General features: G+C 41.6%; 11 protein-coding genes. 5 read left to right on the top strand and 6 right to left on the bottom strand.

What is annotated here, in order from left to right; all coding sequences use genetic code 11:
* Nucleotides 1–24 precede the first annotated feature (24 nt).
* Nucleotides 25–1377, bottom strand: coding sequence for a sodium-dependent transporter (locus OFO00_RS00880; RefSeq protein WP_270864512.1), 1353 nt, complete (start codon nt 1375–1377; stop codon nt 25–27).
* Between the two features lie 129 nt (nt 1378–1506).
* Here OFO00_RS00880 and thyX point away from each other — a divergent pair, with 129 nt between their 5' ends.
* Nucleotides 1507–2130, top strand: coding sequence for an FAD-dependent thymidylate synthase (gene thyX, locus OFO00_RS00875; RefSeq protein WP_270864511.1), 624 nt, complete (start codon nt 1507–1509; stop codon nt 2128–2130).
* Between the two features lie 478 nt (nt 2131–2608).
* On the opposite strand, the gene OFO00_RS00870 is transcribed toward thyX, so the two are convergent.
* Genes OFO00_RS00870 through radA form a run of 5 tightly spaced genes read right to left on the bottom strand, consistent with a single transcriptional unit; the run spans nt 2609 to nt 7732 of the window.
* Entirely contained in the window at nt 2609–3382 is a 774-nt protein-coding gene (locus tag OFO00_RS00870) for a hypothetical protein (RefSeq protein ID WP_270864510.1), read from the bottom strand.
* Nucleotides 3363–3737 (bottom strand): hypothetical protein, encoded by a 375-nt coding sequence (locus OFO00_RS00865; protein WP_270864509.1) that lies wholly within the window; start codon nt 3735–3737, stop codon nt 3363–3365. The genes OFO00_RS00870 and OFO00_RS00865 overlap by 20 nt, the downstream gene beginning before the upstream one ends.
* Entirely contained in the window at nt 3734–3958 is a 225-nt protein-coding gene (ccoS, locus tag OFO00_RS00860) for a cbb3-type cytochrome oxidase assembly protein CcoS (protein WP_270859044.1), read from the bottom strand. The genes OFO00_RS00865 and ccoS overlap by 4 nt, the downstream gene beginning before the upstream one ends.
* Nucleotides 3955–6339, bottom strand: coding sequence for a heavy metal translocating P-type ATPase (locus OFO00_RS00855; RefSeq protein WP_270864508.1), 2385 nt, complete (start codon nt 6337–6339; stop codon nt 3955–3957). The genes ccoS and OFO00_RS00855 overlap by 4 nt, the downstream gene beginning before the upstream one ends.
* A 43-nt stretch (nt 6340–6382) precedes the next feature.
* Entirely contained in the window at nt 6383–7732 is a 1350-nt protein-coding gene (gene radA, locus OFO00_RS00850) for a DNA repair protein RadA (protein WP_270864507.1), read from the bottom strand.
* Nucleotides 7733–7877: 145 nt separating this feature from the next.
* Here radA and brnQ point away from each other — a divergent pair, with 145 nt between their 5' ends.
* The 4 genes from brnQ to lpxD all read left to right on the top strand — a co-directional run bounded on the left by brnQ (nt 7878) and on the right by lpxD (nt 12487).
* A complete protein-coding gene (gene brnQ, locus OFO00_RS00845) occupies nt 7878–9194 on the top strand; it encodes a branched-chain amino acid transport system II carrier protein (protein WP_270864506.1) in 1317 nt (438 codons plus the stop codon).
* Between the two features lie 162 nt (nt 9195–9356).
* Nucleotides 9357–11045, top strand: a complete 1689-nt coding sequence (locus tag OFO00_RS00840; protein ID WP_270864505.1) for an acetolactate synthase large subunit — start codon at nt 9357–9359, stop codon at nt 11043–11045.
* A 9-nt stretch (nt 11046–11054) separates the two neighbouring features.
* Nucleotides 11055–11525: an acetolactate synthase small subunit gene (ilvN, locus tag OFO00_RS00835; RefSeq protein ID WP_270859039.1), complete on the top strand. Its 471-nt coding sequence runs from the start codon at nt 11055–11057 to the stop codon at nt 11523–11525.
* A gap of 8 nt (nt 11526–11533) precedes the next feature.
* Nucleotides 11534–12487 carry a UDP-3-O-(3-hydroxymyristoyl)glucosamine N-acyltransferase gene (gene lpxD / locus OFO00_RS00830; protein ID WP_270864504.1) on the top strand — a complete coding sequence of 318 codons (954 nt, stop codon included), beginning with the start codon at nt 11534–11536 and terminating at the stop codon, nt 12485–12487.
* The last annotated feature ends 7 nt before the right edge of the window (nt 12488–12494 follow it).

Genomic DNA, 12494 nt, shown 5'->3' with positions numbered 1-12494 from the left:
TCTTTCTTTAAATTTCAAATTTGACTATCCAAAATTTACGATTCCTAGCTCTCTTAGCGCGATTACAAAAATCGCAAGTGGAGATACCACGCGAAGTAGGACGAAGTACCAAATTTTAAATCCGAAATCTCCCATATATGGCGAAAGTAGGGCATAAACGCCGTCTTTTTTGATGACATATCCTACGAAAATGACGATGATTAATCCGCCAAGTGGCATTAAAATTTTAGATGTCAAATAATCCAGCGCGTCGAAAAACGGCTGTCCTGCGATGACGAAATACTCGCTTGTCGCGCCATAGTATCCCAAAATGCAGGCAATCCCTAGCACATAGGTAAATACAAAAACCGCCACGCAAGCTTTCGCGCGAGAAAATGCGCGGGATTTGACTAGGTAATAAACAGCTGGTTCGATCATCGAAATCGCTGAGGTAATGGCGGCGAAAAGTAGGGTTAAGAAAAACGCAAACGCCAAAATATGTCCGATAAAGCCAAGTTTGCTAAATAGCACGGCAAGGGAGACGAAAATCAGCCCAGGACCTGATTGGGCTGGATCGCCGTTAAATTCGAAAATAAATGTGAAAACAACCAAACCCATCATAACGCCAATCATTACATTGATTAAAACGATATTAATGCTCGAAGTTAGGATATTGGTGCGCTCTGGCAGGCTCGCAGCGTATGTCAAAATCGTAGTTACGCCAAGGCTAAGTGTGAAAAACGCTAATCCTAGCGCGTCAAGCACGCTTTGTGAATTTAGCGCGCTAAAATCAGGCAAAAGCAAGAATTTTGCGCTTTGTGCGAATCCGTCGAAGCTAGCCGAATACAAAACCATAAGCACAAGCAGGATAAAAAGGCTAGGCATCATCCAAATATTTAATCTCTCAATTCCGTTTTTAATACCCTTTGAGACGATCAAAAAGCACACAAGCGACATTATCGTAAAGCAGATAATCGCTACGAGCGGTGAATTCGAAATCAAAGCGTTAAACATCGCACCGCTATCGTCTAAATTTTGAGGCAACGAAAAAATCGATGTGGCTGTGTATTTTAGGATCCAGCCCATTACGACGCTGTAAAATGAGTAAATCAAAAGCGCAGTAATCATCAAAAATCCAGCCTTGCTCCAAAGCTCTTTGTTGCTAGGGGCAAGTCTTCGGTAGCTATCGACTGGATCGCTCTCGCCAAGGCGTCCAATGGTGATTTCGCCGATAAAAATGACAAAACTTACCAAAAATGTGAGCAAAAGATAGAGCAAAATAAATGCGCTACCGCCGTTTTGACCTACGAGTGTGGGGAATTTCCAAGCGTTTCCAAGTCCCACGGCTGAGCCTGCGACCGCCAAAATAAAACCAATGCGTGTGAATTTGTCGTTCATACTTTTCCTTTTGGTAAAAAATTTGCCAATTCTATCAGAATTTAGCTTACATTAAGCTATTTAAATTTGATTAAATTTATAAAATTTTGGCTAAAATCACGCGTTATAAAATTTAATCAAGGAAAATTTATGGAAGTTAAACTTTTGAATTTCACGCCACTTTGGGTATGTTCCAACGCCATAAGAACTTGCTGGCAAAGCTTCGAGCGGGGCGATAACGGCGGCGAAAAGGACTTAGCACTAATCAACCGCGTGGGAAATGAAATGAAGCACTCATCTACGCTCGAACATATTTTTTATAATTTTTATATCAAGGGCATTTCGCGCGCGCTTTTGCAAGAGTTAGCAAGGCATCGTATGGCTAGCCTGAGCGTGAAATCGACCCGCTACACGCTAAAAGAGCTAAGAAATGAGCCTGAAATCACAAGCGATAGCGCCGCAAAATACATAGTGCTTACAGGCAACGACGCTGTCGATAGCGCAAGCATAAAAGCCCTAAATAATCTAAGGGAAATTTTAGGCGCAAACACTAGCCTAGATATCGCCAAATACTGCCTGCCAGAGTGCTACAAAACCGAGCTAGCGTGGAGCATAAATGCTAGAAGCCTGCAAAACTTCCTCTCTCTTCGTTCTAGCAAATCGGCACTTTGGGAGATACGCGCACTCGCAAATGCGCTCTTTGCAGCACTGCCAGAAGAGCATAAATTTATCTTTGAGCATTGTATGTATAAGGCAAATCCGCAGGAATTATAAAATTTGTGTCGTTGCAAAGAAATGCGAAGCATTTCAGTAAAAATAAAACCAGCTAAATTTAGAAAAACGCAGTTTTTCTAAATTTAGCCACTTCTAAGGTTTTACAGGGGTGGGGGTTGGTAAGGGGGAGGGTAGCGTCTCCTAAAAAGCGCGCCCTCCCCCTTACAAGAAAAGCAAAATTTCGCCTAAAATTTCAGTGTTCGTTTAATGCTAAATTTAGGTTGAATTTTGAATTTAAATTTCCCTGGATTGCTTCGAAAACTTCGTTTTCTCGCAATGACATTTTATGTAAATTTAATCTCGGTCAGTATTTTAAAATACCGAATTTATCAAATTCGCAAATTTAAACTCAAATTTGATAGTTTGAGTTTAAATTTGCAAAATTTTACCAACTGTTTATATTTATTATTTGTAGCCTTGCTTCTAGCTTGTCTAGCTCGATTTGAGCAACTGTTTCTCTACTCATTGTGTTTCCTTATTAGAAAATTTTTATTCTTTCAAGTTTTTTTATATCTTTATCCAAATTCAGATGAAAAATTGCGAAAAAATATTCTTTCAATAAATCGTGATCGTTTTGATTAAAAAAGCATATTGTTGCACCAGGTGTTACTATCCTTCCGCCATCTTTCCAGCCTATATCAATCACGAATTTCTGTGAATATTCCAAAAAATTTGCCAAATTTTTATTTGATTTTTTATAAACCAACATACGAAATAAAACATCATACATAGTCGCTGAAAATACAACGAATATGCACACAAGCAAGCCTATAATAAAATCACTATCGAAAGTAAATAAAAAGCCAGTTATAGAAAAGATTAAAAATGGATAAACAAATACATTTTTTATTCTATTTATCGCATATAAAAATGATGAAAATTCCTTATTTCCGAGCAAACTATAAATTTTGTATATTTTCAAATCGGCATTATAATAAGTTGCTTTTGTATTAGAAAGCGATACACGGCGTTCTTTTGATAAGAAAATAATCGAATAATCAATCAATAAAAGCACTATAAATATCGTAAGCCAAATAAGAATTTTTTCCATTATATCGTTAAAATCTGCATAATTTTTTATTCCTAAAATAGCCATAAAAATTATCAAAGAAATAAGAAAAAATATAGAATTTAAAATATTATGAAAGGTAATTTCTCTGCTATAATCGCGTAAAATCAATGGCTCTTTATCATAATCTCTCAAATTTCTGTTTTTGTTAAAAAAGTCGTTTTTAGAATTTAAATTTTCCAAAATTTATCCTTTTTATAAAATTTCCGTCATTGCGAGAGTTTGAAAAACTCAAAGCAATCCAGCACGCCGTCAGGCGTTTTAAATTTTGCAATCTCTGGATTGCTTCGGCGATAAATCGCCTCGCAATGACAGCGAATTTAGCGTCTGTGAATTTTAAATTCGTAGATTGCTTCGTCGCTTCGCTTCTCGCAATGACAAATTGAGCGTAAATTTTGCCTAATCTGTCATTGCGAGAATTTTGCGTCAGCAAAATTCGTGGCAATCTACGAGTAAGAAATTTCGGCGCAGTATTTTTGCAAAATTTCGGGGCAGTATTTTTGCGAAATTTAATGTGGAATTTTACTCTAAATTTCAACTATCCAAATTTTCTTTTTTTCGCCTTAACGCCTCTTTGCGTTTTTCTTCCATTTTCACAGCTTCGTTGAGTGCGTCCTCGCCGTCGAATTCCGTCCCGCCAAGAAATTTCGAATAATCATCGAATTGATGATTTTTTAGCGCCCACAAAAGCCCGCCTAACACGCAAAATCCAAGTATTAGCGAAATCGTAACCATAGTCATTAGCACGGCGTTACTCATAGTTTTATCCTTCTTAAAAGCATTGAATTTGCGACCACGATTAGCGAGCTTAGGCTCATCGAGAGTGCCGCAAACAGCGGAATTGCGTATCCCAAAAACGCAAGTGGAATCGTGATTAGGTTGTAAAGTAGCGAAATAGCGATATTTTGGCGGATTTTAGTGTCTGTTTTGCGCGCGATACGCATGGCGCGCACTAGGCTCGTCATATCGTCTTTGATAAGCACTACATCGCTTTTTTGCACGCTAAGATTCGCGCCACTTCCTAGGCAAATCCCAGCATGAGCGAGGCTAAGCGCGGCCGCGTCGTTTATCCCATCGCCTACCATTACCACTTTTTTGCCCATTTTAGCGAGGTTTTGAATATAGCTAGCCTTTTCATCTGGCAAAATTTGCGCGCCAAATTTCGCTATTTCTAGCTCGCGCGCTATCGCACTAACGGCGTTTTGGTGATCGCCACTGATGATATGAAGCTCGTAACCTAAATTTTGTAGCGTTTTTATGGCCTCTTTGCTATCATCTTTAAGTGGCGCAAGAAGCCAAAATTTGGCTAAAATTTGCCCATTTTGCATGAAAAAATACTCGCTTAAATCCCCGCTAGCAACATTTGCGCCAAGCTCGCACATAAATTTCGCACTTCCGCCATAAATTTCATTTTCGCCAAATTTCGCGCTAAGGCCTTTGGCTGGGTGGTTTGTGATATTTTCTAAATTCGCAGGCGCAAATTTTGCAAATTCGCCCGAATTTAAAAATTCAAGCACGGCCTCGGAAATAGGGTGATTTGAGCTTTGCAAAAGCCCTTTTAGCGCGCCGATATCGCAGCGGGGCGAAATTTCGCTTTTTTTGACGATTAGCGCAGAGCTTGTGAGTGTGCCTGTTTTGTCAAAGACGATAGTATCGGCTTCGGAGAGGATTTCTAGCATTTTGGCCTCTTTGAAGATTATGCCATGCCTTAGCGCCACAGAGATCGCGCACAGCGTCGCAATCGGCGTGGCAAGGGCTAGTGCGCAAGGGCAGGCGATGATGATGACGCTAACGCTGATTAGTAGCGCGCTTGCAAAGCCTGCTTTGGCATACCAAAACACAAACGCCACAAACGCCACGGCTATGACAAAAATCGAAAAATAGCCTGAAATTTTATTAGCCAAAATTTCAAATTTTGGTTTTTTTAGATTTGCGTTTTCTAAAAGCTCGACGATTTTGCTAAGCAATGAGCCCTTAAAATCAGCATTTGCGCGGTATTTTAACGAGCCAGATAGGCAGAGCGAGCCTGATTTGATTTCATCGTTTTTGCCTAGCGATACTGGGATACTCTCGCCCGAAATGCCCGAATAATCGAAACTTCCCTCACCGCTGCTTACCACGCCGTCGATTAGGACGCGATCGCCTTGGTTTATGAGAATTTCATCGCCGATTTGCACCTCGTTTGGGGATTTGTTTTCATAGTTTCCGTCAAAGCCAAGTGTGCAAACCTCGCCAAGAAGCATGTTTGAAAGCGAGCTTAAATTTTCGCCAGCCCTTTTTTGGCTTAAAATTTGCAGATATTTTCCAGCAAACACAAAGGTAATTATCATCGCCACGGATTCGAAATAGACCTCGCCATTGCGCGAAAACATAACATAAAGCGAATAAATATAAATTACCAAAGCTCCAAGCCCAACGAGCAAGTCCATATTTGGGGTGCGAGTTTTGAGCGCATAAAATGCACTCTTAAAAAATACTGCCCCGGTATAAAAAAGCACAGGCGTAGCTAGGATAAACTCAGCAAAGTGCAAAATATCCTTCGTGCCCTGCTCGATCCCCGTGAAATACCCGCCATACAGCGCGATTGAGATCCACATTATATTCATCACGCAAAAAATTCCAACCAAAAGCCTAGCGTAAAATTCCCTGCGTTTTGCCGTGTCTTTGGCGTTTTGGGTGTTTGTGTCATAAGGGTAGGCATCGTATCCAATCGAGCGGATTAGATTTAAAATTTCGGCTAGCCCTATTTGCTCTTCGTCCCAGACAATGCGCGCTTTGTGCGAGGCTGCGTTTAGGCTTACTTCGATTATGCCAGTGGCGTTATTTAGGATTTTTTCGTTTAGCCAGACACACGCCGAGCAGTGAATTCCGTCGATTAAAAGCGAAATTTGGTTAAATCCGTCTTTATCTTTGGTGACATAGTTTTTGTAAATACTGCTAGCTGAGCCCTGAATTTGGGCATTTTGTTTGGCTGGGCGCAGGGTATTTTTGCCAAGGCGCTCGTAAAATTCGCCCAAATTTTGCCCCTGCAAAAGATAATAGACATTTTTGCACCCATTACAGCAAAATTTATGCCCCGCCTCATCGCTAAAAAGCTCCGCGCTCTCAAACGAGCCGTGGCAGTGATCGCATTTTTCCATTGAATTTGTCCGTCCAAGAATTTCGCGCGATTATAGCATTTTTTTACATCCAATCAAGGATTTGCGAAATTTCCGTGGCGTGAAAAATTTTAAGCCCAAGCGAATTTTGCGGTTTCATCGGCGAGATTATGTTTTTAAATTTTTGCAAACTAGCCTCTTTTATGCGCGCATCAAGGTTGAAAATTTCGCGAATTTCGCCATTTAGGCTAACTTCGCCAATAAACGCGCTCTCTTTGCTAAGCGGGCGATTTTTAAAGCTACTTACGATCGCAGCGACCACGGCTAAATCGCAGGCGGTTTCGGTGATTTTGACCCCGCCGATGACATTTACGAAGACATCGTATCCGCCAAGACCAATTTCAAGCTTTCTATCCAAAAGTGCTAAAAGCATATCGAGGCGGTTTTTATCATATCCTGTGGCAGAGCGTTTGGGATACGAGCTTTCGCAAACTAGGGCTTGGATTTCGACTACTAGGGCGCGTGAGCCTTCCATAGTCACGGTGATTGCTGAGCCTGAGGCAGGTTTGGTGCGAGTGAAAAATTTACTTGCGACATCCTTTGCGCTAATTAGCCCTTTTTCGCTCATTTCAAAAATCCCAACCTCGCTAGTCGAGCCAAAACGATTTTTAAAACCACGCAAAATTCGAAGTTCCTTGCTCGCATCTCCTTCGAAATACAGCACCACATCAACCATGTGCTCTAAAATCCTAGGCCCTGCGATCGAGCCCTCTTTGGTAATATGCCCGATGATAAAAATGCTAATCCCGCGCTCTTTGGCTAATCGCATTAGCTCAAATGTGATCTCTCGCACCTGCGTGACGGAGCCCGGGGCTGATGAAATTTTGTCGCTATAAAGGGTCTGGATACTATCAATGACGACGCTTTTGTAATTTTTGCTTGAAATTTCATCTAAAATCGTGTTTAAATTTATCTCAGTTAGCAAGAATAAATTTTTATCGATTGCGCCTAGGCGATCGGCTCGCATTTTGATTTGGCTGGCACTTTCTTCGCCGCTGACATAGAGTGCGGGCGAATTTGGGCTGGCTAAATTCGCAGCGATTTTGAGCAAAAGCGTGGATTTGCCAATCCCTGGACTTCCGCCAATTAGCACGAGTGAGCCCTCCACAAGCCCGCCACCTAAAACCAAATTTAACTCAGCGTCTTTGGTGTCTATGCGCACGACATCTTCGATTTGGATTTCATCGATTGCTTTTGCGCCGCTCGCGCCTCTTTTTTGCTCTAATTTTTCTATCTCTTTTAGGGTTTTAATCTGCTCGGCTTTAAGCTCCACGAAACTATCCCATGCGCCACAATCAGGGCATTTGCCAAGCCATCTGGATTGTTGATTTCCGCAGTGTTGGCACTCGAAAAGTGTTGATTTTGATTTTGCCATTTTGTTTTACCTTGATAAATTTATTAAATTTCGCGCGATTATAGCAAAAATTTTTGCCTTAAATTTTTAGTAAAAATAAAATTTAAATGAAATTTAAATTAAATAATGAGAAAATGAACGATTAAATTTTTGATAAGGAGATTTCATGGACAGAAAGCTTACCAAAAAAGAGTTTTTTACCATTGCTTTAATGCTTTTTGCTATGTATTTTGGTGCTGGAAACTTCATTTTTCCGCCGATTGTGGGCAAAAACGCAGGCGATAACTTTTTCGTGGGAATTATGTTTTTTTGCTGTGCCGCGATTTTAATCCCAGTCCTTGGCGTCGCAGCCGTGGCTAAATCAAAGGGTTTGGCAAATTTAGTCGAACGCGTAGATCCAGCTTTTGCGCTGATTTTCACAGTTGCATTGTATTTGACTATCGGACCGCTTTTTGCGATACCGCGTGCTGCAAATATGCCATTTGATATCGTCGTGCGCGAAAATGTCGCCGAAACATCGGTGCAAATGTGGCTTTTGATCTATTCGGCTGCGTATTTTGCGCTAAATTTTGTTTTATGCTTAAATCCATCAAAACTCGTCGATTTGCTCGGACGCTACCTTACGCCTGTGCTTTTGATTTTGATTTTGGGACTTTTCGTATCGTCGTTTTTGACCCCTATGGGCGAATTTGTCGCTCCAAACGAAGCGTATAGAGATCACGCAGTCGCAAGTGGTTTCGTCGATGGATACCAGACTATGGACGCTTTGGCTTCACTAGCCTTTGGTATCATTATCGCAAATGCGATGAGAGCGCGCGGTGTTAGTGATGAGGGGCATATCGTCGTATCTATGATAAAAGCAGGTATGTTTGCGGGCGCGCTTTTAGCCGTGATTTATCTGATGATTTCATATCTTGGTGCGAGTGCGGCTAGCCTTTTCCCTGATGTAACAAACGGCGCACAATACCTTAGCAAAATCAGCCACTATCTTTTTGGCAGTGTCGGCACAGCCTTGCTAGGGCTTGCATTTTTCCTAGCCTGCCTTACTACGACTTTGGGTTTGATTAGCTCATGTAGCCAGTATTTTGAAAATTTGGTCAAAGGCAAAATTCCATACAAAGCGTGGGTTGTGATACTTTGCCTCGTATCATTTGGCGTGGCAAATTTCGGACTTACAACGATTATTAGCGCAAGTATCCCTGTGCTAATCGCGATTTATCCAGCTGCGATTATGCTTATAATTTTATCGCTAATCGATCCGCTAATCGATACAAGCAAGCTGGTTTATAGGGCTTGCGTGTATGCGAGCTTCGCTGTGGGTATCGTAAATGGACTAGATGTCTTAAAAATCAAAATTCCAGGTATTACTAACTGGGTTAGTAGCTTTCCATTTTATGATGCTATGCTTGGCTGGATTGTGCCTAGCGTAGTGGCTTTTGTGATTAGTTTTTTGATACATATCCTTACGAAAAAATCATTTTAACCAAATTTAGGCTTGCGCGCGTTCGCAAGCCTTTTAAATTTTGCCTTAAATTTAATCAAATTCTTACAAAAATATAAAATTTAATCAAATTCTTTAAAAAATTCTTAGAATTTAATCTAAAAAATAATAAAATATCCAGTCATTTCATAATTAGGATTGAACATGGAGAAATTAAACGGTTCGCAGATGATTATCGAGGCGCTTCATCAAGAGGGCGTTGAGGTAGTATTTGGATATCCTGGTGGCGCTGCGCTAAACATATATGATGAAACATACAAACAGACATATTTCAAACATATCCTGGTGCGCCACGAGCAAGCTGCGGCTATGGCGGCTGACGGATACGCGCGCGCTAGTGGCAAAGTAGGCGTAGCTATCGTAACAAGTGGTCCTGGTTTCACAAATGCAATCACAGGCCTTGCCACTGCGTATGCAGATTCTATCCCAATCGTGCTAATTAGCGGACAGGTTGCTGGTTCGCTTATCGGAACTGACGCATTTCAAGAGATTGATGCGGTTGGAATTTCAAGACCATGTGTCAAACACAATTTCCTAGTAAAAACCGTTGAAGAGCTTCCAATGGTGCTAAAACAAGCATTTTATATCGCGCGCTCTGGCAGACCGGGTCCTGTGCATATCGATGTGCCAAAAGATGTAACGGCTAAGCTTGGCGAGTTTATCTATCCAGATGAGATAAAAATGCAAACATATCGCCCGACTTACAAAGGCAATGCAAAACAGATAAAAAAAGTAGCTGAGCTAATAATGGCGGCCAAACGCCCGATAATTTATATTGGTGGCGGCGTGATTTTGAGCGAGGCTAGCGATGAGGTAAGAGAATTAGCTCATATTACGCAAATTCCAGTAGTTGAAACCCTAATGGCGCTTGGTGCGATGAGAAGCGATGATGAGTTAAATTTGGGCTTAGTGGGAATGCATGGAAGCTACGCAGCCAATATGGCGCTTAGCGAAACTGACCTTATAATCTGCCTTGGAGCGAGATTTGATGATAGGGTAACTGGAAAACTCGAAGAATTTGCCAAAAATGCAAAAATTATCCATGTCGATATCGACCCAAGCTCGATTTCAAAAATCGTAAATGCGCATTTCCCAATCGTAGGCGATGTAAAATCGGTCCTAGCAGAGCTAAATCCTAGATTAAAGGACGAAGCAGAGCCTGCAAACTACGCCAAATGGCGCGAACAAATCAAAATTTATAAAGAAATTCACCCGCTAAAATACACAGATAGCGATGAGGTTTTAAAACCACAATGGGTAGTGCAAAAAACTGGCGAGATCGCAAGCGATGACGCTATCATCGTCACAGATGTCGGACAGCACCAAATGTGGGTAGCGCAGTTTTATCCATTTAACCGCCCTCGCACGCTTCTTACAAGCGGTGGGCTTGGCACTATGGGATATGGCTTGCCTGCTGCAATGGGAGCGAAAGCTTACGCTGGCGAGAAAAGGCAGGTTATAAATTTCACAGGCGATGGCTCAATTTTAATGAATATCCAAGAGCTAATGACGCTTAGCGAAAATAATCTTGGTGTCGTAAATATCATACTTAATAACAACTTTTTGGGTATGGTTAGGCAGTGGCAAAGTATGTTTTATGGTGCGAGATTTTCATCGACAGATCTTAGTAAACAGCCAGATTTCGTAAAACTCGTAGAGAGCTTTGGTGGGCTTGGATTTAGCGTTAGCACAAAAGTTGAGTTTGAAAGCGCGCTAAAAACTGCGCTTGAAAGCAATAAGGTTTGCTTTATCGAGGTTAAGGTTGATCGCTTCGAAAATGTTTTCCCAATGGTGCCAGCAGGTGGCGCGCTATATAATATGATATTTGAATAGGATTTGATTATGAATAGTATAAAAAGAATTATTTCAGTCATAGTTTTGGACGAACACGGCGTGCTTTCTCGTATTTCTGGGCTTTTTGCAGGGCGCGGATATAATATCAACTCCCTAACCGTCGCACCTATCCCAAATACAAATTTATCTAGGCTTACGATTGTAACCTTGGGCGATGAGCGCATTATCGAGCAGATTACGAAGCAACTTCACAAGCTAATCCCGATTTATAAAGTAATCGAGGAGGCAAATTTTGTCGAAAAAGAGATGGTTTTAATAAAAATCGCATTAAACGAAAATTTAGCCGGACTTGACGCTTTGCTAAAAGCGTATAACGGCTCTATCGCAAACAGCGACGAAAACCATATCGTGCTTATGGCGTGCGATGACGCTGATAGAATCGAGAGTTTTTTAAAGACCGTGAAAAAATACAACCCAATCGATATCGTCAGAAGCGGTAGCGTCGCACTTGATATGTAGGAGAATATATGAAACTTTCTGAAATTGTTAAAATTTTAAGGATGGATTTTGCTAGTTTGGGGATCGAAGATGCCGAAATCACAGCGATAAATTCATTGCAAAATGCAAGCGGGAGCGAGCTTAGCTACTGCGATAGCGAAAAAAATGAAAAATTCATCGCTGATAGCAAGGCGTGCGCGATTTTGGTAAAAAAGGGCGTAGAGGTTCCAAAAAACATAATCAAAGTCGAGTGTGTCAATCCGCACCTAGCCTTTGCCATACTGAGCAAATATTTCGCAAAACCGCTTATCAGGGAGCCTCGCCCAAGCGCGATTGCTAAAAGTGCGCAAATCGCAAAGGGTGTTTATATCGGCTCAAATACCCAAATCGGCGAGAGGGTTGTAATCTGCGCTGGTGCGTATATCGGCGATGATGTCGTTATCGGCGATGATTGCGTGATACATCCAGGGGTTGTGATTTACAATGACACGATTATAGGGGCTCGCTGCCATATCTTAGCAAACGCAGTTATCGGCTCGGACGGCTTTGGCTACGCGCACAGAAGCGACGGCACGCATGTTAAAATTTATCACAATGGAAATGTCGTGCTCGAAGATGAGGTCGAAATCGGTGCGAATACCACGATAGATAGGGCGGTTTTTGGCTCTACGATAATTTCATCTTGCACCAAAATCGACAATCTAGTCCAAATCGGACACAACTGCGAGCTAGGTCAAAACTGCCTAATCGTCTCACAAGTGGGACTTGCAGGATCGACTATACTTGGTAGAAATGTCGTCCTTGGCGGTCAAGCAGGCAGTGGCGGACATGTCAGAGTAGGGGATTTCGTCCAAGTCGCAGCCAGAGGCGGGATTAGTAAAGACCTGCCAGCTGGTAAAAATTTCGCCGGCCACCCGATAATGGAGCTAAAAGAGTGGTTTAAACTCCAAGCCAAGATTGCGCGATTTTTCAAAGATAAATAAGGATTAA

The sequence above is a fragment of the Campylobacter sp. VBCF_04 NA7 genome, from assembly GCF_027737405.1.
Classification (GTDB): Bacteria; Campylobacterota; Campylobacteria; order Campylobacterales; family Campylobacteraceae; genus Campylobacter_B.
The sequence above is the reverse complement of the archived record's forward strand: the minus strand, read 5'-3'. Positions and strand labels throughout refer to the sequence as shown.

Bases quoted from the DNA above. Each gene is read 5' to 3' on its own strand.
- ccoS (WP_270859044.1), bottom strand. From the start codon at position 3,958: ATGAGTAACGCCGTGCTAATGACTATGGTTACGATTTCGCTAATACTT.
- OFO00_RS00840 (WP_270864505.1), top strand. From the start codon at position 9,357: ATGGAGAAATTAAACGGTTCGCAGATGATTATCGAGGCGCTTCATCAA.
- OFO00_RS00855 (WP_270864508.1), bottom strand. From the start codon at position 6,339: ATGGAAAAATGCGATCACTGCCACGGCTCGTTTGAGAGCGCGGAGCTT.
- OFO00_RS00880 (WP_270864512.1), bottom strand. From the start codon at position 1,377: ATGAACGACAAATTCACACGCATTGGTTTTATTTTGGCGGTCGCAGGC.
- thyX (WP_270864511.1), top strand. From the start codon at position 1,507: ATGGAAGTTAAACTTTTGAATTTCACGCCACTTTGGGTATGTTCCAAC.
- brnQ (WP_270864506.1), top strand. From the start codon at position 7,878: ATGGACAGAAAGCTTACCAAAAAAGAGTTTTTTACCATTGCTTTAATG.
- radA (WP_270864507.1), bottom strand. From the start codon at position 7,732: ATGGCAAAATCAAAATCAACACTTTTCGAGTGCCAACACTGCGGAAAT.
- ilvN (WP_270859039.1), top strand. From the start codon at position 11,055: ATGAATAGTATAAAAAGAATTATTTCAGTCATAGTTTTGGACGAACAC.
- lpxD (WP_270864504.1), top strand. From the start codon at position 11,534: ATGAAACTTTCTGAAATTGTTAAAATTTTAAGGATGGATTTTGCTAGT.